Source organism: Sulfurimonas hongkongensis (genome assembly GCF_000445475.1).
Taxonomy (GTDB): Bacteria; Campylobacterota; Campylobacteria; order Campylobacterales; family Sulfurimonadaceae; genus Sulfurimonas; species Sulfurimonas hongkongensis.
The window spans coordinates 40,558-61,266 of the sequence record NZ_AUPZ01000004.1; the positions used below are offsets into that span (position 1 = coordinate 40,558).

Consider the following 20,709-nt stretch of genomic DNA (forward strand, 5'->3'; position numbering starts at 1 on the left):
AAGCTATTTATCAAAATATTATCACTTATTTATAACTAATTTAAGATTACTTTGATACTATTTTTCATACGTAAAAGAGCCTAGTTTAGCACTATAACGGCTTCTTTTTAAGTGTATTAGTTATTGTTATAAATAGAAGATGTCCTAAAATTATTTAAGCAAAAGGAGAATATATGCAATTAGGTTTCCTAGTTGATTTACATCTGTGTATGGGATGTAAAGGGTGCGAGATCGCATGTAAAGTGGAAAATGAAGTGCCACTTAGTACATGGAGACTTCGTGTTAAGTATGTAGATGTGGGAACTTTCCCAGAGACAAAAAGAACTTTTACCCCTCTTAGATGTAATCACTGTGAGAATGCACCTTGTGTGAGAATCTGTCCCGTGAGTGCTCTACATTATTTAGAAAATGGTATTGTTAACATTGATAAAGAACGCTGTATAGGTTGTGCAGGCTGTGTTATGGCTTGTCCTTATGGTGCGATATATATCGACCCTCAAACACAAACTGCAGATAAGTGTACTTATTGTGCTCACCGCGTTGCATCTTCAATGATGCCATCTTGTGTTGTTGCTTGTCCAGTTCAGGCAAATATTTTTGGTGACTTGGATGATCCAACATCAAATATCTCTAAATATATCCAAAAAAATCAAAGTAATGTTCAGGTTAGAAAACCAGAAAAAGGTACAAACCCTCATCACTTCTATGTAAATGGTGGTAATGTTAGCTTAAATCCTCTTGCTTCAAAAAGAGTAGATGGTCACTCACTGTTTAACAAGATAACTACACTTCCAGTAGGAGGAGCACACTAATGGCGGCACATGAAATTTTAGCAGCAACGAATGCTGTGGTTACTTTAGATGCGGCAATTCCTGGAATTGTTTGGCCTTGGTTGGTTACAGTTAATATGTGGGCGAAGAGTATTGGTACTGGTGTTATCTTTATGTTGTTTTTGCTTATTAGGCAGTATCCAGATCAAGTAAAGGGTCTAAGATTTCCTACAACAGTAGTAGCTCTTATCTTTATCCATATCTTTTTACTTTTTACTCTAGCGGATCTGCATCAACCATTTAGAATGTGGCATATTTTCTTCTATCCTCATCTCTCTTCAGCAATTACTGTCGGAGCTTGGATGGCTACAATATTTGTAGGTTTACTATTTCTTCTTGCATTTGTTAGCTTTATCAAAAAAGATGATGCACTCTTTGATAAAATACTAACTTGGGTGGTGATTTTAGCAATCCCTGTTACACTCTATACAGCAGCTCTTATGTCACAATGTACGGCTCGTGAATTGTGGCAGATGCCAACAGAATCAGCTCAAATGATGCTTGCAGCACTTCTGGCTGGTTCAGCATTTATGATTCTACTAGGTGGCAACAAACTAAACTATGAAGCTAAACAGACTCTAGGCGTAGTCTTAGGTCTAAGTGCTTTAATGTCTTTTATCTTATATATGTCAGAGTATGTTTTTGGTCCTATGAAAGCTGAAGAAGTAGCTTTTGTTTTAGAATACATCAAAGGTGATGGACCATATACAGTGATGTTTTGGCTAGGACAATGGATAACATATCTTTTACCAATGTTGCTTATTATTTTAAGTAGAGCTTCAAAGAGCGAAAATATTTTAAAACTTGCAGCGATTTTAGCGCTTGTAGGTCTGTGGCTAGTTAAACATGTCTGGTTAACTATTCCACAATTATTACCAATGAGTTAGGGAGAATTAGATGTATTTACAAAGTAGAAGAACATTTTTAAAAGGCGCCGCATTCACTGTTGCTGGTGCTGTTATTGCTAAGGGCGTATTTACAACAGACGCACAAGCTGAGTCTGTTAAAGATAGCAAATTTACAAATACTCCAGATTCACTGTCATTCTATCCTCCGATGGAGGAGTGGGCTGACTTTAAAGAGCTTGATGGCAATGATTGGAAAAGAGGCGGGATTGATCGTCATGGTGTAAGAAGTGCGGATAATCCAGAGGGTATAGAAGTAAACGACTATATGATAGTTCCAACTGCATGTTCTAACTGTGAGGCTTCTTGTGGTTTAACTGCATGGATAGACAAGAAAACTTTTACAGTTAAGAAGTATATGGGTAATCCTCTTCATGCTGGGTCTCGCGGAAGAAACTGTGCAAAAGGTTACGCATCGCAAAGCCAAATGTATGATCCAGACCGTATCGCATTTCCACTTAAGCGTGCTCCTGGTTCTGCTCGTGGGGAAGGTAAATGGGTCCGTACAACTTGGGATGAGGCAATGACTGCCATTGGTAAAAAAATGGGCGATACTCTTAGAGTTGGTGATGAGTTATCTAAAAAAACTGTAATGTTTCATGTTGGTCGTCCAAATGAAAATGGCTTTACTGGTAAGGTTTGGCATACACTAGGCTGTGACGCATTTAACTCACACACTAATATCTGTTCAGCAAACGCTCGTACAGGAATCATACAGTTTGCAAACGATGATAGACCATCTCCAGACTGGGCAAATGCAAAACTTATCTTCTTAAATTCATCTCATGCTGCTGATGCTGGACACTACTTTCAACAATCAGCCTCTTTTATTGCAGATGCAAGAGCAAAAGGTGCTAAGCTCGTAGTTATGGATCCGCGCCTATCTAACTCTGCTGGTATGGCAGATTTGTGGATATCTGCGTGGCCTGGAACTGAACCAGCTATATATCTATACTTAGCTCAAAGAGTATTAAGTGAAGGCAAAGTTGATAAAGAGTTTGTTAAAAAGTGGATAAATTGGGAAGTGTTCTTAGACAATAAACAATACTTAGAGTATATGGTTAGCAAAGGCTATATATCTAAAGTTCCTAGTGGAGATGGGTTTGAAGATTTTTTAGAAGTTTTAAAAGAGACTTATGCTCCATTTACACTTGAGTATGCATCTAAAGAGACTCGTGTTCCTGCTCATAAGATTGAAGAGTTATATGATATGTTTATTTGGGCTGGAACTTCTGTGTCTTCATACTACTGGAGAGCTTCATCTGCGGGTAATCGTGGTGGATGGACAGCAGGAAGAACTGGTTACTTCTCACTTGCACTTCGCGGTGCGATTGGACCTGAGGGTGGTACATTTTTCCATCACTGGCATGTTATTTCAGTTGCTGGAAAAGGTGGAAGTGCTACTATCGGTCAAGGAAAAAGAGGTGCTGATATTCCAAAAGTAGATGTTTACAATGAGCTTTCTTGGCCACCTGAATGGCCTCTTGCTTCTTATGAGCTGTCATTTTTACTACCACATCTTCTCTCAGATAAAGAGTGGCAACAAAAGTGGATAGATAGAGGCCTTAATGTTCCTCAAAAATTAGCTGTTTGGATCCCTCGTATGTATAACCCAGTTTGGATAAATCCAGATGGTTTTAGATGGATAGAGACTATTAAAGATGAAAAGAAGATGGAGCTAACATTTAACCTATCTCCTGTATGGTCTGAGACTAACTGGTATGTCGATTATATCTTGCCTGTCGGTCTTGCTGGTGAGAGACATGACCAACACTCTGAGGCTACAATGCCAGCTCGCTGGACATCATTTCGTCAACCTGTTATGCGCGTAGCACTAGAGAAGATGGGATGGAAGCCTAAAAATCCAAATCGTGCTACTCTAGAAGCTCATATAAAAGCAGGTCTTGGGGAAGTTTGGGAAGAGAATGAATTTTGGTTTGATCTGTGTGTAAACTATGTAGATCCAAAAGGCGATATCTTCTTAGATGATGCTAAGACTAAGTCGATTAAATCTATGTGGGAGTCTAAGAAAACTCCAGGAACTCCTGTTACTATCGCAGAGTGGTATGATGCAGCATTTGGTGATAACTTACCAAATCTCAAAGCTACTGCGACGTCAGACTCAAGATATAAAAATGCAGAGTTTCCAATCTATGAGTATATGAGAGACCATGGTACTTGGCTGGAAGAAAACCATATCTACTCACCTCAAGAGAGAGAAGTTATAGATGATGGAGAGAACTATATCTCACATGGTCATAAGTATGATAAAAATGATGTAACCATAGATGAAAGAACTGGTGTTATGACGGCTGATAGCCATGGCAAGAAGAAGTCTATAGGTATTGAGATTGATGGTAAAAAGATGGAAGGTTTTGCTACTATAGATAAAAAACTTGACTTCTTTTGTGAGTGGCTTGCGGATGATTGGAAGTGGCCAGAGTATGCTATACCTTTTTATCCAAGAAGTGAAGAGGAGAAAAAGGAGATGGTTCATATCGTATCGCATGTAAATCATATGTATATGACTGAAGAGAATTCGTATGCACTAAATACTGTATTTAGACTTCCTTACAACATTCATACCCGTTCAGCTAACTCGAAACATCTTATGGAGATTTCACAAAACCATGACCCTGTTTGGATCTCAACCCCAGATGCAGCTCGTCAAGGATTTAAACGTGGAGATGCTATTCGTGTAAGGATTACAGATAGTGTTACAGGTTTAGAGTCTGGTTACTTTGTAGCTATGGCAGTTCCTACTGAGGGAGTACTCCCTGGTACACTAGCGTGTTCACATCATGGTGGTAGATGGAAACTTGTAAATTCAGTCACAATTCCAAATGGAGTAAGTGCTGGTAAAGTTAATTCACAGCCAGTAAAAAGAGATATGAATGACCCTGCTTTTATGGCACACTCTCCTGAGAATGCAGGTAGAGATGGTGGTCAAATTAAGATTGAAGACTATGATGGAACAGGTGGACTCAATAGCTTTGGTGTTCCAACTGCTGAGCTTCAAATGGATGGTAAAATAGGAAAGCTAAAGTATGTAGAGGGTATTAAACCTTTTCATGCCGCTAGATTTGCTGATTATAACCGTGATAGTGGTAATATCTGGTGGGATGGACTAAGTGGTTCATGGCAAAATGCTGTAGCTGCTGCTCATCCAGATCCAATATCTGGAATGCACTGTTGGCATCAAAAAGTTATCTTAGAACCTGCTCAAAGTGGCGATAAGATAGGTGATATTTATGTAAACTATGAAAACAACTTTAAGATTTACAAAGGGTGGAGAGATGATCTTACTCGTGGACTAGATGCAAACGATAAATTGCGCCGTCCAAAACATATAAAACGCCCATGGGTACCACTTTCAGACAAGGCTTATGAGGTAAACCTAAAGAGCTAAAGAGGGCTCTTTGAGACTGTAAATAACTATAGTTTTCTTCCGGAAGTGGGATTTTTTGGGAGCGCTAACCAATAGCGTTCTCCGCGATGAGTCCTGCAAAATAGGCGAGGCTAAAGCCTCACTTCCGAATTATTTCACAATTTCTCTATTTAATTGAACCTTCTGATTAATTTATAAACTAGATTCCGTGTCAAGCACGGAATGACGAAATACGTGTCAAGTACGGAATGACGAAATACGCGTCATCCTGAACTTGATTCAGGATCTAACTTAATAATTGTTCAGAGTATTCAATTATTAAAACTTATCTGCTACCCACATTCTAAAGTATAAACCTAAAGTGCTTGTAAAACCAACCTCACTAAAGATTAGATTTCTGTCTTTGTCATATATAAAAGTAGTTGGATAAGCCGCAATCTTAAACTCTTTTGCAAAAAAACCACTCTCATCATTATAGACTTTAAAATCAAAACTATTTTTACTCATATACTCTTTTATCTTCTCATCACTGCCAGAGTTTACAGCAACACTTAGCACTTCATACTTTTGTGAGATGCTCTGTATATTTGATGCCTCTATCTTACAAGTTGGGCACCAAGTGGCCCAAAAATGAATTAAAATAGGTTTGTCTTTTGGGTGTGAATAGCTTGTATTATCTAAGAGAGTGATGCTCATCTCTTGGAGCCTTTGTTTGTTTAAATCCATACTTTTATATAGACTAAGGAGATTTGCGATCACTGTCATAATAATTATAAAAAGAGCTATCTCTTTTATATACTTTTTTAGCTTTTGTTTAATGTTTATACTTTTTGTCATAATCTAGTCACTTTAACACTTATTTAATGCTTAGATGTTAATATACATTAATAATAAAAACACAAGGATAAAAAAATGAGAAAAATATATGCAACTTTAGTTATAGCTCTGCTTTTTGCTGGATGTACTATAGATAAAGAGCCACATGTAAAGTCAACTATGTTTCAGTCGGTCTCACCAGCAGAAGCCACTCTAACTCAAAGTGGCAAGAACAAAGAGTTTTGTGTGAGATGCGGTATGAACTTGATAATGTACTATAAGACTAGCCATGCAGCCGAGGATGAAAAACACCACTATCAATACTGCTCGATTCACTGCCTAGAAGAGCATTTGGGAGAGGGGGTAACTCTTAAAAATCCTAAAGTTGTTGATGTTGACTCACTAAAATTTATCCCAGTTGGTGATGCTTACTATGTAGTTGGAAGTAACGTAAGAGGAACGATGACTAGAGTTAGTAAGTATGCTTTTTTAAATAGGTCTATGGCTAAAGAGTTTCAAGCTAAGTATGGTGGAGAGATTATGAGTTTTAAAGGGGCACTTGAAGTTGCAAAAAAAGACTTTAAGCGTTAAATTTAGGCAGTTGCCAGCCTCGTTTAAAGGCTATAAGTCTTAGTAGTATAGAGAATATTGCCACACTTGAAATACTTAGTGCATTTAATGTTCCAAGTGTTTCTAGAAGTGCTAAAAGTAGTGCTACTATGACTGCAATAGAGCCATAAAAGTCACTTATAAGAACCGTTGGAACTTGGTTTATCATAACATCTCTTGTAACTCCACCGCCCATGGCAGTTATAAAACTCAATATCATAATACCAAAAAAATTATATTCGGCATTTATTGCCAAAATCGCCCCTGTTATACTAAAGGCGACAAGCCCTATAGTGTCACTCACCACAAAAATCCACTTTTGTTCCAGTGATGGCTTATTGTAAAGTTTAAAAATAAAAGCTCCAAAAAGACTCAAAAATAGGGTGATGGCCGGATACAAAGAACTAAAAGCAAAAGGAGTTGAGCCCAGAATTGCATCTCGTATGATTCCACCTCCTAGTGCTGTTAAGGCTGAGGCTATAAGTATCCCTAACATATCAAGTTTGTTTTTTATAGCTATAAGAAAACCACTGATGCTAAAAGCCATAATGCCGATGATATCGGCAAGTATAAAAAACTCTGGCATCTACTGGTTCTGGTACTCATTTTTAAAACTTACATATCTCTTAGCAGATGCATAGAGCTCTTTTACCTCTTCTTCACTTAGTTCTCTGACAACTTTTGCAGGGCTTCCCATAATAAGAGAGCGAGGTGGGAAAACTTTGTTTTTTGTCACAAGAGCATCAGCTCCTACAATGCTCTCCCTGCCAATAACAGCTCCATCTAAAATAGTAGCGCCCATCCCTATAAGACAAGCATTTTCTATGGTGCATCCATGAAGCATAACTCGGTGACCTATGGTTACATCATCGCCTACAATAGTAGGATGACCATCACTTTTATCATCTTTTTTGTAGTGAGTGACATGAATCATGCTTAAGTCTTGAACGCTAACTCTATCGCCAATTTTAATGAAATGCACATCTCCTCTAATGATGGTTGAAAACCAGATGGAGCAATCTTGCCCAAAAGTTACATCGCCAATAACATCAGCTGATGGAGCTATCCAAGTGTTTTTACCAATAGTTGGTGAAATATTTCTAAATTTATAAGTCATTTAATCCTCCGAAAAAAGTCGTAACATAATTTGTGAGAGACTTCTTTGCGTCTCTTTTTTGCTCGCTTTTGAAATTTTGTTTACAAACTCTTCTAGTAGTTTGTGGTTGTTGATAATCTTCTCATCTTGTGATGCTCTTGCTACTCTTTTGTATGAACCATCACTTTGAAGTTCATGTGCTAAAGCGTTATCAGAGCCTTGAAGTTTTAATATCTGTAGGATTTTACTTTTTGACTCTTCATCTTTGATGGCAGTTAAAAGCTCTATCCTTCTTACTAAGTTTCTTGGCATCCAGTCAGCTGAAGATATATAGACTTGACTTGCATCATTTTTAAAGTAAAAAACTCTAGGGTGTTCTAAATATTTACCTAAGATAGAGATAACCCTGATATTTTCGCTAACTCCCTCGATACCAGGCTTTAAGCAACAGATACCACGTACTATAAGCTCTACTTTTACCCCAGCTTGTGATGCTCTATAGAGAGCACAAATAACATCTTCATCAACCAAAGAGTTTAGTTTTGCAATAATTTGACCATCTTTTTTTCGTCTAGCCTCATTGTTTATAAGAGATAAAACTTTTGGTTTGATCTGTGCTGGAGACATATAAAGCTCATCAAGTTTGCCCTTTTTGCTAAAGCCAGTTAGAAAGTGAAAAAACTTTGTTAAATCATTTGTGATGACATCTTTTGAGGTCATATAGCTCATGTCTGTGTAGATTTTTGCAGTTGATGGATTATAGTTTCCTGTACCTATATGGGCGTACTGCTTTAGTTTTCCATGTTTTCTTCTAGTAACTAATGCTGCTTTTGCATGAACTTTAAAACCTTTGATGCCATAAATTACATGTGCACCAGCCTTTTCAAGTGCTTTTGCCCAGATAAGGTTATTCTCTTCATCAAACCTTGCTTTTAACTCAACCATAACAGTCACTTGTTTTCCACTCTCAGATGCTGCCATCAGAGCTTGAACTATCGGTGAGTTGGTTCCTGAACGGTAAAGTGTCATCTTGATGGAGACTGTATCAGGGTCTTTTGCAGCACTTTGTATTAGCTTTATAACTGGCTCAAAACTTTCATATGGATGGTACATTAAAACATCTTGCTTCTCTAGGGCTGTAAATATATTTTCATCATGGTCAAATGGAGGTAGAGTTTTTGGCTTAAATGACGGGTGCAAAAGGTGTGCAAAATTTTTGTTTGAGACAATTTGCCAAAGGCTAGAGAGGTTTAAAAAGGTATGAAATCTATATATATCATCTTTGTAAACATTTGCGTGTCTGTTAAAAAAGTTTAAAAGTTCTTTATCTGAATCACTACCGACTTCAAGTCTTACCATCTCGCCTTTTCTGCGAAGTTTCAAGCCCTCTTCTAAAATCTCCATAAAGTCATCAGCTTCCTCTTCTTCTATCTCCATATCTGCATTTCTTGTAACTCTAAAAGATGCGTACTTTATAAGCTTATAACCCGGAAAGAGGTCCTGAATATGCTGAACAACGAGTGATTCTATAGGTACATAAACGCTATCATTAAGCTCTATAAACCTACTAATAACACGAGGCACTCTTATGATGCCAGTTCTCTCAATAGTCTCATTCTCCATATCTCTGAGCTTTACAATAAGTCCAAAACTTAGGTTATTTAAATGAGGAAAGGGGTGTGTTGCATCTACTGCTATGGGAATAATAACTGGGTAGATGTTTTCATAAAAAAATTTCTTTAAAGTACCTCTTTGGGTCTGGCTTACTTTTTCATAAGATTTTATAAAGATGCCCTCAACTTCAAGCTTTTTTAAGATGGAACTTAGGCAATGTTCCACGACCTGTTGTTCTTGATGCAAGTAGGTTCTTATCTCAAGAAGTTGTTGCATAGGTGTAAGTCTATCAGCTCCTGAGACTATGATACCAGCAGCAAATAGTTTTTTCAGCCCAGCAATTCTAATCATATAAAATTCATCTAAATTCGTCCCGTAGATGGCTAGAAATTTTAGTCTCTCTAAGAGTGGAAGTGACTCATCCTGAGCCTGTTTTAAAACTCTAGTATTAAACTGTAACCACGAGAGTTCACGGTTGTTATAGAGGTCTGGATTTTTGAGATTTATCATATATTTTTTGCCCCAAAATTATTTTTTTTAATTATATCTAAATGTTATTATCATTTTATAACTCCACTGCCTTTATAATTTGCTGAGTGGTATATAATAGTATTGTTTTTTCTAGCATAGTAACGCATTAAAAGATTTTGAATAGTTGGCTCAATACTTGGTGCGAACCAAGCATTATTGCTGATGGCTATCATAAAATTTACCTCACCATCATAGAGTTCACTGCAAGTTGCCTCGTAGCAGATAGCATTTCTAAACTTTACACCTTTTATGTTAAAATCAGTTGGCTCTTTTGCAGTCTCAAAGTCCGCTTCTCCTGCAAAGAACACCTCATTTATATAGTCTTGCGCAAATTTTGGAAGTGGGATATACTCGCCAAAGGGAACTAAAACAAGCTTTTTAGCAACTTCAAATTGTCCATTTTCAAACAAGTATGTAACATTGTAATTGTGTCCATTCTCTTTGTAAAGTGTACCTGCTATTATGCTAATATGTTTAGAATATTGTAAAAGCTTATCTATAAGAAGTTGATTATGGTTCATATAGAGCGGAAAGACAGACTCAGGGAAGACTACTATATCATACTTTTTGACAATTCCATCCTCAATCTCTTTAAAAATCATATCTATAGTAGAGCGAAGACTCTCCTTTTTCCATTTTTTATCTTGTGCGATATCGGTACTTACAAGCTTGATACTAAGTTCGGGAGCCTTTGGCTCATAAGTGTTGAAGTTTATAGCTAGAATGAGTAGAGCTAGAGGTGCGTATTTGTAAGGTTTTTTTATGTAATGGGGCAAGCTAAGAGCGAGCAAGACTATAATAAGTTGATACTTATGAATGCCGATGAAACTCTCAACAAAGACAAGCTCGATTTGCATCCAATTCCAATCAAATGGCTCAAAAAAACTAAGCCCAAAGAGTAAAAGAGCTCTTATGCAGACCTCTTTACTAAGAGCTAAAGCACCAAAAAAGAGCATATAGATGATGGCAAACCCAAAGCTTACAAAGGGAGTGAGATATCCAACTCCAGTGTACTCAAAGCTATAACCTATCCAGTAAAACCAAAGCAGCCCTATAAAAAAGCCAGCAGCTAAAACCGCTCTTTTTGGAATGTATAAAAAAAGTGCAATAGAAGCAAGACCAAAGAGAGTGTTTATGAGTTTAAAGCTAAAACCCCAATGCTCAAAGTAGATAAAAGCACTAAATAAAAGAGCAGTTAATAAGCCAACAAGAAGATTAAAGACAAGTGTGTGGTTATTTTTAAAAGTTGTTATTTTTTCAATCATTTGAAATTATAGAGAGTTTATAGTAAAGATAGAGTTAAGAAAGTATTAAAATAAATCCAACATCTAGCTTATTGCTTAAGAGACTGTGAAATTATTTAGTAATCATACTCTATAATAGAGATCTATGAAATATTAAATCTTCATAAAAAAACTACAAACAAGAGAGGTAAATTTTATATGCAAAACCAACTTTATAGTCGTATTATCACTACTCCCATAGGCAACATGATCGCTACGGCAGATGATGGAGCCATAACCTCCTTTGATTTTGTAAAGGATGGTGAGGTTTTTCAAATGATTAATGTTTCATCTCCTCTTTTACTTAGGCTAGAGGAGGAGATTTTTGAGTATTTTGCAGGAGAGAGAAAAGAGTTTACCCTTCCCTTGTCTCCAAGTGGAACAGAGTTTCAAAAGGGAGTATGGAAGACACTTCTGGACATACCTTATGGCGAAACAATCTCATATGCAACAGAAGCAAAAAAATTTGGTAATCCAAAAGCTATAAGAGCAGTTGCAAATGCTAATGGAAAAAATCCCATCTCTATTCTTATACCATGTCACAGAGTTATAGCTTCAGATGGTGGTATGGGTGGTTATAGCGGAGGATTAGATAAAAAAAAATTTTTGCTCTCTCTTGAGAGTGAAACTCTTTAGAAAATAGCCTTGTTTATGCTATTTTTGTAATTCTTTTTGAAAAAAATCTCTAATCGCCTCTTTTTTTATCTTCTTTATCGGTTCTAGATAGTCTATATTATCATCTTCTATATCATCAATATATATTAGTGCTACGGCAAAAAGTTTAAATGTTACTCCCTCAACTATATTTTCGCTTGCTCTGTATATATCTTTGAGTCCCATACATTTTTTAACTAAAAAGTAAATATCATAATAGTCTCTATATTTTGCTCTTAAAAAAAGTACATTAACTTTCATAGCAGCAATCATCTCTATCGTTGCAAGATTAAAATCAACAATTTTTTGTGGCTTTAAAAAATTCCACTTTGCATTAAAAAATGTAACTTTTACACCATTTAAAAGCAAATCCATCTGTGTATCGGTTTGATTGATAATCTCTTTTGATTCAAATCCTTTTATAAAGTCAAAAATTTCTCTTTTATCAAAACTATCATCGTAAGTAAAAAAATCTAAATATTCACTTTTTCTATGATATATATGCAATGTTAAGGCACTGCCACCTACCAATACATACTTGTGTAAATAACTACATTTTTCTATCATATCAAGAAGTAGTTTTTTAGTCTTAGGAAGCAAGCAGTTTAAGTTTTTCAAATCTTGCATTTTTAATCCCTTTAAAGTAGTTGCTCTCCACATCCATACCGAAAAATACTCTTGCTAACATAAGATTTGTTTTGATAAAACTTTTATCAGGTTTTAGTTTTTCTTTCCAAATTTTTTTTATATATCTTTTTTCAAAAAGTTCAAATCCAATTTTTATATCATCAAAATCGCCATACTTTAAAAGATGCTCTATAAAAAGATGTGAGCCAATCTCTTCATAGTTAGCACTTTTGCTGTAGCTCCAAAATATTCCCTTATCTCGTAATTTTTCAAAAAGTTTTATTTTTTTGTTAAGCATTAGAAACTCCTTGTAGTGATTTTATCACACTGTGGTTAAAAGTACAGGTTGGGTTTTAGTTTTATACTGTCGCTACTTTTGAAGTTAGCACATTTTGAATAAAAGCATTTAAAGAGACACCTGCTTTTAAAGCCTCTTTATGAATTTTTTGATGTAGTTTAGGGTCTATTCTGACATTAAACACACCTTTGTATGTCTTTTGTGGTTTTCTTCCTAGCTCTTTACAAGTTTGGAGATACTCATCAACAACTTTAGCAAAGTTAATCTCAAGCTCACTTGCACTGTCTGCTTCAAAAGTTACCAAATCATCAATAAGCTCTATCTTTCCAAAAAATAGTTTATCTTCACTAGAGTACTCTATGGAGCCTATGTACCCCTTATATTGAATTGTATTAGCTATTTATAATGTTTCCATTAAATTTAACTGTATCTGTTTTATAAGATATATTTTTAAAACATTACTTGGAAGTGGCTTATGTAAGTTTATAAGATTATCTTTTTCTTTGTTGTAAAACTTTACAGCAGAACCACTGCCTTCTATCTTTTCATAACCCAAAGTAAAGAGCAAACCTTGAAGCTCATCAAAAGTTAAATCTTTATTTGATGCTACTTATGAAAGCATAGACTTAGAAAAGCACTTAATTACAAAACTTCATACGAAGTGTTTTTCAGTGAAATGAGTAAAAGGTTAGCAATTTAATATTAGATGAAAAGTGTACTTGATATTTAGAATTGACGACTATTTTACATAAAAAGTAGGATGGTGCTCACAACTGGACTCGAACCAGTGACTCTTACCTTGTCGAGGTAATACTCTACCAACTGAGTTATGCGAGCAAATTAAGAGTGACATTGTAGCTTATAATCCTTAAAGTAATTTTTCTTGATTTAGGGCAAATATTTATATTTATTTTATGTTTATAGAGTGTATAATTCCAACTACAAAAAAAGTACCCAAAAGGTAGGTTATGCACTTAAGAGAGTTAGAAGAATTAGGATTACAAAATATTGGTAAAATTCATCATAATTTAAGCTATGATGAACTTATACAACATGAACTTGACAACGGTGAGTGTGCTCAGACAAAGACGGGTGCTACTGCGGTTGATACAGGTATCTTTACAGGTCGTAGCCCACAAGATAAGTACTTTGTAGATCGCGATCCATCAAACAAATATATAGCTTGGGGGGACGTAAACAAAAAGGTCTCTGCTGAGATTTTTCAAGAGCTTCTTGAGGTTGCTAAAAAACAACTCTCAGGAAAAGATATTTACGTCACAGATGCTTTTTGTGGTGCCTCTGCAGCATCTAAGAGATCAGTTCGTTTTGTCTCTGAGATAGCATGGCAATCCCACTTTGTAAAAAATATGTTTATCCGCCCAACTAGCTCAGAGTTAGAAGTTTTTAATGCAGAATTTACAGTTCTAAACGCTTGTAAAGCGGTAAATGAAAAATGGGAAGAACATGGTCTAAACTCAGAAGTTTTTGTGCTTTTTGATGTTGAGAATAACATAGCCATTATAGGCGGTACTTGGTATGGTGGTGAGATGAAAAAAGGGATTTTTTCTATGATGAACTACTGGTTGCCACTAGAGGGAAAACTTGCAATGCACTGCTCTGCAAATGTTGGAGAAGATGGAGATACTGCACTCTTCTTTGGGCTTAGCGGAACTGGTAAAACTACACTAAGTACAGATCCAAAACGAGCTCTTATCGGAGATGATGAGCATGGTTGGGATAACCACGGGGTCTTTAACTTTGAGGGTGGATGCTATGCTAAGGTTATAAATCTAGACGCAAAGAGCGAGCCTGAAATATATAATGCTATACGAACCAATGCTCTTTTAGAAAATGTCGTTATGTATGGAGAGGGAGAGGTTGATTATGAAGACAGCTCAAAAACAGAAAATACTCGTGTCTCTTACCCAATAGAACATATAGAGAACCATAAAGAAGACTTGATGGCTGGACACCCGCAAAACATAATTTTCCTAACTGCTGATGCATTTGGGATACTCCCTCCAGTTTCAAAACTTACTAAAGAGCAAGCAATGTACTATTTTTTAAGCGGGTATACTGCAAAAGTAGCTGGGACAGAGAGAGGTGTAACTGAGCCAGTTGCAACTTTCTCAGCTTGTTTTGGGGAGGCTTTTTTGCCACTTCATCCAACAGTTTATGCCAATCTTTTAGGAGAGAAAATAGACAAACACAATGTTCATGTATATCTTGTAAATACTGGTTGGACTGGTGGGGGTTATGGTGTTGGAAAACGCATGAGCATCAAAAATACTCGCTCTTGCATAAATGCTATACTAGATGGAACTATAAAAGATAGTGAGTTTGATACTATTGAAGTCTTTGGGCTTCAAGTTCCAAAAACTCTAGGAGATATAAATCCTAATATCTTAAACCCTCGCAATGCGTGGAGCGATAAAAAACTTTTTGATACTACAAGAGATAGATTAGCAAAAATGTTTATAGAGAACTACACTAAGTACCAGACAGAAGAGCATACAGACTTTGCACCATATGGACCAAAGTTATAGAGTTGAGTTGGAAGTGAGGCTTTAACCTCGCCTTGAGTGGCTTTAAAACTAAAGTTTTAAGCCTTTTGGGCGGGACTAAAGTCCCACTTCCAGAAGAAAACTATAGTTATTTCACAGTCTCTCGTTTTCTAAAGAAACTCAATTCTTTCATTTTCTAAAGAAGCTATTACTTACGCTTTGTGGCTTTTTCCATATAGAGCCACAAAGAACCTCCAAAAACCACTAAAATAATAGGTGCTATCCAAGGTTTTTCGCCAATAAATGAAGCCACTTTTACTAAAACACTTCCAGAGTAGTAGCTGCCAAGTCCAAATGCTAAGGCCCAAACTGCAGCACTAAGAACATTTAAAATTGCAAATTTCCTAAACTCATACTTTGTTAGACCAATAGCAATAGGAATGAGCGTCTTTATGCCATAAACAAACTTTTGCAAAAATATAATCGAAGAACCGTATTTTTTCATTAAAACATGAGCTAGAGCTAACTTTCTTCTATGTTTTCTAAGTCCATCCATCATCATGCTTTTTTGATAGCGAGCCATATAAAAAAGTAAAAAGTCTCCTAGAGAGTTTGCAACAAAAGCTATCAAAATAGACAAAGAGAGATCCATCTCACCTAAAAAAGAGAGAACGCCTGCCCCAATAATCGCTACAAAGCCACCACCTAGTGAGTAGAGAAAAAGTCCTATGTATCCGTATGTGGCTAAGTTGCTAAATGTATCTTCCAAGTTTAATATTCCTTGATTTTATTTCATAAAATAAAGGAAACCTTTATTCTATTTTGTCACGGTATCGGGAATAATCCCGCTACCTACGCTAACGCTGAGTTTCCTTCGGCAGGAAGCCCTCGTCACTTGTGCCTCTTTGTTTAAAGTTGTTTTATTTTAGTGATTTCATCACGAAGTCTTGCTGCTTCTTCAAAGTTTAACTCTTTTGCAGCTTGTTTCATCTTTAGAGATAACTCTTTTACTATGACTTTTCTTTCTGCTGCTGGAATTTTATCCATTTTTTTGTGCTTTTGGTAAATACCACCATGATCTTCAAGTTTTAGGTTAGCATCTAGTTTTCTTATGGTTGTAGTTGGGACGATTCCATGTTTTTTATTGTGTGCTTCTTGTATCTCTCGTCTTGCATTAGTTTTGTCAATTGCTCTTTGCATCGAGCCCGTTATCTTGTTTGCGTATAAGATAACTTTACCATTTGAGTTCCTAGCCCCCCGACCAATAGTTTGAACAAGTGCAGTTTCACTTCTTAAAAAGCCCTCTTTGTCCGCATCTAAGATTGCCACAAGAGAGACTTCTGGTAAGTCTAATCCCTCACGAAGCAGGTTGATGCCGATGAGCACATCAAATTCGCCAAGCCTGAGCGAGCGAATAATTTGGTTTCTCTCTATGGTGTCTATATCTGAGTGCATATACTGAACTTTGATGCCCAAATCTGCTAAGTATTTCGTTAGTGCTTCTGCCATTTTTTTTGTTAAAACCGTTATAAGTACTCTCTCATTTTTTGCAGTTATCTTTTTTATCTCATCATGAATGTCTTCTACTTGGTTATCAGATGGTTTTATCTCTAAGATAGGGTCTAGCAAGCCTGTAGGGCGGATAATTTGCTCAGCTTTTACACTAGAGAGTTCGAGCTCATACTCAGAAGGAGTGGCTGATACAAAGAGGTAAAAGGGGGCTTTAACAATGTACTCATCCGCTTTTAGGGGACGATTGTCTAGCGCTGATGGAAGACGAAAACCATGCTCTACTAAAACCTCTTTTCTAGCTCTGTCTCCTGCGTACATTCCACGATACTGTGGAAGCGAAACGTGAGACTCGTCTACAATGACAAGATAGTCTTTGTGATTTACCGCGAAGTAGTCAAGCAGAGTAAAGGGAGCTTCTCCGGGTTTTTTGTTTGTAAGAAGTCTTGAGTAGTTCTCAACGCCCTTACACATTCCTGTAGTTTGTAGCATTTCAAGGTCAAACTCCACTCTCTGTTTTAGCCTTTGGTATTCTACTACTTTTCCCTCTTTTTGAAAAAATGCAAGCCTATCATCTAACTCTTCTTCTATACGTTTTATCGCTACCGCCATCTTCTCTTGAGAGACACTAAACTGTGAAGTTGCGTAGATAGTAAACCTTTTATGCTCCTCTAATTTTTTGTTATCTATAACATCGATAGTGTACATAGCCTCTATCTCATCGCCAAAAAACTCTATACGCAGAGCTTCTTGCTCAAAGTATGGAGGGTAAACATCCATAGTCTCGCCATTTACTCTGATGTGACCGCTATCAAAATAACTATCGTTTCTGCTGTAACCCATCTCAACGAGACGAAGAAGAAGCTTTTTTTGAGCTATCTCATCTCCAACTTCTAGAGATTGAACCATATTTAGATACTCCTCTGGGTCTCCCAAACCATAGTTTGCAGAGACTGATGCGATGACTATGACATCATCATAAGAGAGAAGATTTGCAGTAGAGGAGAGTCTTAGACGCTCAAGCTCATCATTTATAGCACTATCTTTTTCTATAAAAAGATCTTGCCTTGGGATATAAGCCTCTGGCTGATAGTAGTCATAGTAAGATACAAAATACTCCACATGGTTGTTTGGAAAAAACTCTCTAAACTCACTATAGAGCTGAGCTGCGAGAGTTTTGTTATGAGTCATGATGAGAGTTGGCATTTTCACGTTTTCTATAATACGCGCCATAGTATGAGTCTTACCGCTCCCAGTCACACCCTCAAGGGTTTGGTAGCGGTTTCCATCTAGTATGGACTTACTTAAAACTTCTATAGCTTTTGGCTGATCACCAGCTGGCTGATAAGGAGATACGACTTTAAAATTTGCTTCTTTTTTCATTGATGGGATTATAGCTAAATGGAGATAATAGTAAGGAATTTGGATGTTATATAGCCATTATCATTAGTCTATATGTGAAAGTTAAATACTTTGATAAAAATTAACTAATTATCTTAAAAAATATAATTAAACTTAACATAAAATTAATACTCCACTGCTACACTTTATACTTCAAAATTCCTTGTCATGATTTTAGTTTGGCGACTACAAGAAAGGGAATGTTACGACAAGCACCAATATTGTTTTATTGTTACTTTCATTAATTTAATCGTAAATTATATTTTGGTGTTGTTTTATCAAAACATAAATTAGGAGAAAAATATGACAAAAGTAAATGGTATAAGTTTATCTTTGATTGTTACTACAGCATTTTTAAATGTAGCAAATGCAGATTCAATAGATTTAGGAGATGTTTCCGTAACGGCGACAAAAACAGCAGTTACGACATCTGAATCACCAGCGAGTATTGAAATAATAACTTCAAAAGAGATAGAAAATAAGCAGGTGCAACGAGCAGATGAAGCACTAAAGGATGTAGCAGGTGTATATGTTAGATCAGATGCGGATCATACCCCAAATAGTTGGAGTAATGTAGTTACACTAAGAGGTATTCCTCAATATAGTAGAACTGCTGTATTAGTCGATGGTGTATCAATAAACAACGCCTTTTCTTCTGGAGTAAACTGGTCTAGTATAGCCGTAGAAGATATAGAAAAGATTGAAGTTGTTAAGGGACCTTTTTCATCATTATACGGTGGAAATGCAATGAGCGGCGTTATCAATATCATACGAAAAGAACCGACGAAACAAGAATTCAACATAAAAACAGGGTACGGAAGTAATAATTATAAAAACCTAGAATTATCATATAAAGATAAATTTTTTGATTCTTTAGGCATTAGTGTTAATTACGGACATAAAGAAAGTGATGGATACATAAGTAACCTTGTTATCAAGACACCAAGTAGTGGCATAGGTGGAGTTGATGTGACTGGGCAGCAATTAACTACTGACTATAAAGGAAATGCTAAGTATATTGTGGGAGATAAAGGTGAAAAATCTTGGAAACAAGACAATATTGGAGTAAAAATATTTTATGATATTAATAATAATTCAAAAATAATATTTGATTATAATCATCATGAAGATGAAACAGAATATAATAGTTTCAATACCTACTTAACTGATAGTTCTGGCAATCCCATTTACTCTGGAAGTGTGCAACTTGACGTAGCAAATAAAGCAACACTTTCAGAAAAAGATTTTTTATTCGGTCCAAACGGTGAAACATCTGATAAATTCACAATAAATTATACGAATACATTTAATGATACTATGGATTTAGAGGCTAAGGCAAGTTATATTAAAAATGACTATTGGTATGTCTCTCAAACAACAGGAGCTGTTTCTGAGGGTGGTCCTGGAAAATTTACTGATATACCGAGTCAAAAAACATTTGCATCTGCGCAGTTGAATTTTCAATTGGGTGATTATAATTATATAACTACAGGGATAGATATAACTAGAAATGAGTTGCAAAAAGATATCAATACGTTAACGAATTGGAGAGATTATGATAGCAAAACAACTTTGCAAAGAGAGAATAATGGAGAGAGTATCACAAAAGCGTTCTTTATACAAGACACGATAGATATAACAAAAAATTTGATAGCTTATATTGGCGGAAGATACGATTATTGGGAGACAGAAGGTGATTTTAAAGACTATATAAATGATAATTACACAACTTACGAAAAAAGACATGATTCATATTTTAGTCCTAAAGTATCATTAGTCTATTTGCCTACAAAAAGCACGACGCTAAGGACTTCTTGGGGGAAGGCTTTTCGAGCACCATCTTTAAGTGATATGTATTCGACATGGATATCTTCTTCTGGAAAAGTATATCAATCAAGCCCAAACTTAAAACCGGAGACAGTAACATCTTGGGAGGTAGGTTTTGAGCAAAAATTTAGTACTAAAACTCAACTAAAAGCAACATATTATGAAAATGTTTTATATGACATGATGTATTCAACAGATGTGAGTACTACATTAAGTGAAAAACGAAATGCTGGTAAAGCAGAGATAAAAGGACTTGAGATTGAAGTTAAACAGGCAATCACAGAGAGCATAAATATGTTTGCTAACTACACATATAACAAGACAGAAATGATAGAGAACGATTCTAAACCGGCAAGTGTCGGGAAACAGTTGACTTATGTACCTGAAAAACAGTTCAATATAGGGGTAAGTGGAAATACTGCTTTATGGAATGGTTCAATCATAGGTTCATATGTAGATGATATGTATACAACAGATGATAATACAGATGTTATAAAAGACGTCTATGGCGCTTATGAATCATACTTTATTGTCAATGCAAAGATAGGATATAAAATACAAGATTATTTAAGTGCATCACTTTCTATAAATAATTTATTTGATAAAGAATACTTTCAGTCTGATATGACTCCGGGAAGAACTGTTTATGGTGAATTGTCATTTAAATTTTAAAAAAAGAATGAAGCATCTAAAGCTTTTGAAACAACGCAATTAATTTTGTAAATCAACCTATAATTAAAAATGTATGAATATACATTTTCTTTAGTAAAGATTTATAAATACACTTAATTATTGGAATTAAACTTAATATAAAATT

The 20,709-nt window shown here is 35.8% G+C and carries 18 protein-coding genes and 1 tRNA gene; 7 read left to right on the forward strand and 12 right to left on the reverse strand.

Going from position 1 to position 20,709, the window contains the following annotated elements; genetic code table 11:
* The first annotated feature begins 173 nt into the window (after positions 1-173).
* Genes M947_RS15025 through M947_RS15035 form a run of 3 tightly spaced genes read left to right on the forward strand, consistent with a single transcriptional unit; the run spans position 174 to position 5,144 of the window.
* Positions 174-812: a 4Fe-4S dicluster domain-containing protein gene (locus M947_RS15025; protein ID WP_021286879.1), complete on the forward strand. Its 639-nt coding sequence runs from the start codon at positions 174-176 to the stop codon at positions 810-812.
* A complete protein-coding gene (gene nrfD, locus M947_RS15030) occupies positions 812-1,717 on the forward strand; it encodes an NrfD/PsrC family molybdoenzyme membrane anchor subunit (protein WP_021286880.1) in 906 nt (301 codons plus the stop codon). Before M947_RS15025 ends, nrfD begins: the two co-directional genes overlap by 1 nt.
* A gap of 10 nt (positions 1,718-1,727) precedes the next feature.
* The gene (locus tag M947_RS15035) at positions 1,728-5,144 is read left to right on the forward strand and encodes a molybdopterin-dependent oxidoreductase (RefSeq protein WP_021286881.1); all 3,417 of its coding nucleotides are present in this window, start codon (positions 1,728-1,730) and stop codon (positions 5,142-5,144) included.
* A 297-nt stretch (positions 5,145-5,441) separates the two neighbouring features.
* On the opposite strand, the gene M947_RS15040 is transcribed toward M947_RS15035, so the two are convergent.
* Entirely contained in the window at positions 5,442-5,960 is a 519-nt protein-coding gene (locus tag M947_RS15040) for a redoxin family protein (RefSeq protein ID WP_021286882.1), read from the reverse strand.
* A 75-nt stretch (positions 5,961-6,035) separates the two neighbouring features.
* On the opposite strand from M947_RS15040, the gene M947_RS15045 reads away from it, so the two are divergent.
* Positions 6,036-6,530: a nitrous oxide reductase accessory protein NosL gene (locus M947_RS15045; protein ID WP_021286883.1), complete on the forward strand. Its 495-nt coding sequence runs from the start codon at positions 6,036-6,038 to the stop codon at positions 6,528-6,530.
* Here the strand turns inward: M947_RS15045 and M947_RS15050 are convergent.
* The 4 genes from M947_RS15050 to M947_RS15065 are packed head-to-tail and all read right to left on the reverse strand — an operon-like array spanning position 6,520 to position 11,054.
* Positions 6,520-7,134 (reverse strand): trimeric intracellular cation channel family protein, encoded by a 615-nt coding sequence (locus tag M947_RS15050; RefSeq protein WP_021286884.1) that lies wholly within the window; start codon positions 7,132-7,134, stop codon positions 6,520-6,522. The genes M947_RS15045 and M947_RS15050 overlap by 11 nt on opposite strands.
* The gene (locus M947_RS15055; RefSeq protein ID WP_021286885.1) at positions 7,135-7,665 is read right to left on the reverse strand and encodes a gamma carbonic anhydrase family protein; all 531 of its coding nucleotides are present in this window, start codon (positions 7,663-7,665) and stop codon (positions 7,135-7,137) included. It abuts the gene before it with no gap.
* Complete coding sequence (locus tag M947_RS15060) at positions 7,666-9,768, reverse strand: RNA degradosome polyphosphate kinase (protein WP_021286886.1); 2,103 nt, start codon at positions 9,766-9,768, stop codon at positions 7,666-7,668.
* A 50-nt stretch (positions 9,769-9,818) separates the two neighbouring features.
* Positions 9,819-11,054: an apolipoprotein N-acyltransferase gene (locus tag M947_RS15065; protein ID WP_021286887.1), complete on the reverse strand. Its 1,236-nt coding sequence runs from the start codon at positions 11,052-11,054 to the stop codon at positions 9,819-9,821.
* A gap of 177 nt (positions 11,055-11,231) precedes the next feature.
* On the opposite strand from M947_RS15065, the gene M947_RS15070 reads away from it, so the two are divergent.
* Positions 11,232-11,708: a methylated-DNA--[protein]-cysteine S-methyltransferase gene (locus M947_RS15070; RefSeq protein WP_021286888.1), complete on the forward strand. Its 477-nt coding sequence runs from the start codon at positions 11,232-11,234 to the stop codon at positions 11,706-11,708.
* A gap of 18 nt (positions 11,709-11,726) precedes the next feature.
* Here M947_RS15070 and M947_RS15075 read toward each other — a convergent pair whose 3' ends face one another.
* The 5 genes from M947_RS15075 to M947_RS15090 form a co-directional block, all read right to left on the reverse strand.
* Complete coding sequence (locus tag M947_RS15075; RefSeq protein ID WP_021286889.1) at positions 11,727-12,353, reverse strand: nucleotidyl transferase AbiEii/AbiGii toxin family protein; 627 nt, start codon at positions 12,351-12,353, stop codon at positions 11,727-11,729.
* Positions 12,316-12,651 (reverse strand): hypothetical protein, encoded by a 336-nt coding sequence (locus tag M947_RS15080; RefSeq protein ID WP_021286890.1) that lies wholly within the window; start codon positions 12,649-12,651, stop codon positions 12,316-12,318. Before M947_RS15080 ends, M947_RS15075 begins: the two co-directional genes overlap by 38 nt.
* Before the next feature lie 61 nt (positions 12,652-12,712).
* A complete protein-coding gene (locus tag M947_RS0111855; protein ID WP_021286891.1) occupies positions 12,713-12,955 on the reverse strand; it encodes a type II toxin-antitoxin system HicB family antitoxin in 243 nt (80 codons plus the stop codon).
* 96 nt (positions 12,956-13,051) lie between these two features.
* A complete protein-coding gene (locus tag M947_RS15085; RefSeq protein ID WP_021286892.1) occupies positions 13,052-13,207 on the reverse strand; it encodes a type II toxin-antitoxin system HicA family toxin in 156 nt (51 codons plus the stop codon).
* 205 nt (positions 13,208-13,412) lie between these two features.
* Positions 13,413-13,488: transfer RNA gene (locus M947_RS15090), tRNA-Val, on the reverse strand.
* Between the two features lie 131 nt (positions 13,489-13,619).
* Here M947_RS15090 and pckA point away from each other — a divergent pair.
* Positions 13,620-15,197: a phosphoenolpyruvate carboxykinase (ATP) gene (gene pckA, locus M947_RS15095; protein ID WP_021286893.1), complete on the forward strand. Its 1,578-nt coding sequence runs from the start codon at positions 13,620-13,622 to the stop codon at positions 15,195-15,197.
* Positions 15,198-15,363: 166 nt separating this feature from the next.
* On the opposite strand, the gene M947_RS15100 is transcribed toward pckA, so the two are convergent.
* Both M947_RS15100 and uvrB read right to left on the reverse strand, forming a co-directional pair.
* Positions 15,364-15,924 (reverse strand): DedA family protein, encoded by a 561-nt coding sequence (locus M947_RS15100; protein WP_021286894.1) that lies wholly within the window; start codon positions 15,922-15,924, stop codon positions 15,364-15,366.
* Positions 15,925-16,064: 140 nt separating this feature from the next.
* Positions 16,065-18,047, reverse strand: coding sequence for an excinuclease ABC subunit UvrB (gene uvrB / locus M947_RS15105; RefSeq protein ID WP_021286895.1), 1,983 nt, complete (start codon positions 18,045-18,047; stop codon positions 16,065-16,067).
* A 321-nt stretch (positions 18,048-18,368) separates the two neighbouring features.
* On the opposite strand from uvrB, the gene M947_RS15110 reads away from it, so the two are divergent.
* The gene (locus M947_RS15110; protein WP_021286896.1) at positions 18,369-20,564 is read left to right on the forward strand and encodes a TonB-dependent receptor; all 2,196 of its coding nucleotides are present in this window, start codon (positions 18,369-18,371) and stop codon (positions 20,562-20,564) included.
* Positions 20,565-20,709: the final 145 nt, after the last annotated feature.

Coding starts and splice junctions, on each gene's coding strand:
- M947_RS15025 (WP_021286879.1), top strand. CDS start 174: ATGCAATTAGGTTTCCTAGTTGATTTACATCTGTGTATGGGATGTAAA.
- nrfD (WP_021286880.1), top strand. CDS start 812: ATGGCGGCACATGAAATTTTAGCAGCAACGAATGCTGTGGTTACTTTA.
- M947_RS15035 (WP_021286881.1), top strand. CDS start 1,728: ATGTATTTACAAAGTAGAAGAACATTTTTAAAAGGCGCCGCATTCACT.
- M947_RS15040 (WP_021286882.1), bottom strand. CDS start 5,960: ATGACAAAAAGTATAAACATTAAACAAAAGCTAAAAAAGTATATAAAA.
- M947_RS15045 (WP_021286883.1), top strand. CDS start 6,036: ATGAGAAAAATATATGCAACTTTAGTTATAGCTCTGCTTTTTGCTGGA.
- M947_RS15050 (WP_021286884.1), bottom strand. CDS start 7,134: ATGCCAGAGTTTTTTATACTTGCCGATATCATCGGCATTATGGCTTTT.
- M947_RS15055 (WP_021286885.1), bottom strand. CDS start 7,665: ATGACTTATAAATTTAGAAATATTTCACCAACTATTGGTAAAAACACT.
- M947_RS15060 (WP_021286886.1), bottom strand. CDS start 9,768: ATGATAAATCTCAAAAATCCAGACCTCTATAACAACCGTGAACTCTCG.
- M947_RS15065 (WP_021286887.1), bottom strand. CDS start 11,054: ATGATTGAAAAAATAACAACTTTTAAAAATAACCACACACTTGTCTTT.
- M947_RS15070 (WP_021286888.1), top strand. CDS start 11,232: ATGCAAAACCAACTTTATAGTCGTATTATCACTACTCCCATAGGCAAC.
- M947_RS15075 (WP_021286889.1), bottom strand. CDS start 12,353: ATGCAAGATTTGAAAAACTTAAACTGCTTGCTTCCTAAGACTAAAAAA.
- M947_RS15080 (WP_021286890.1), bottom strand. CDS start 12,651: ATGCTTAACAAAAAAATAAAACTTTTTGAAAAATTACGAGATAAGGGA.
- pckA (WP_021286893.1), top strand. CDS start 13,620: ATGCACTTAAGAGAGTTAGAAGAATTAGGATTACAAAATATTGGTAAA.
- uvrB (WP_021286895.1), bottom strand. CDS start 18,047: ATGAAAAAAGAAGCAAATTTTAAAGTCGTATCTCCTTATCAGCCAGCT.
- M947_RS15110 (WP_021286896.1), top strand. CDS start 18,369: ATGACAAAAGTAAATGGTATAAGTTTATCTTTGATTGTTACTACAGCA.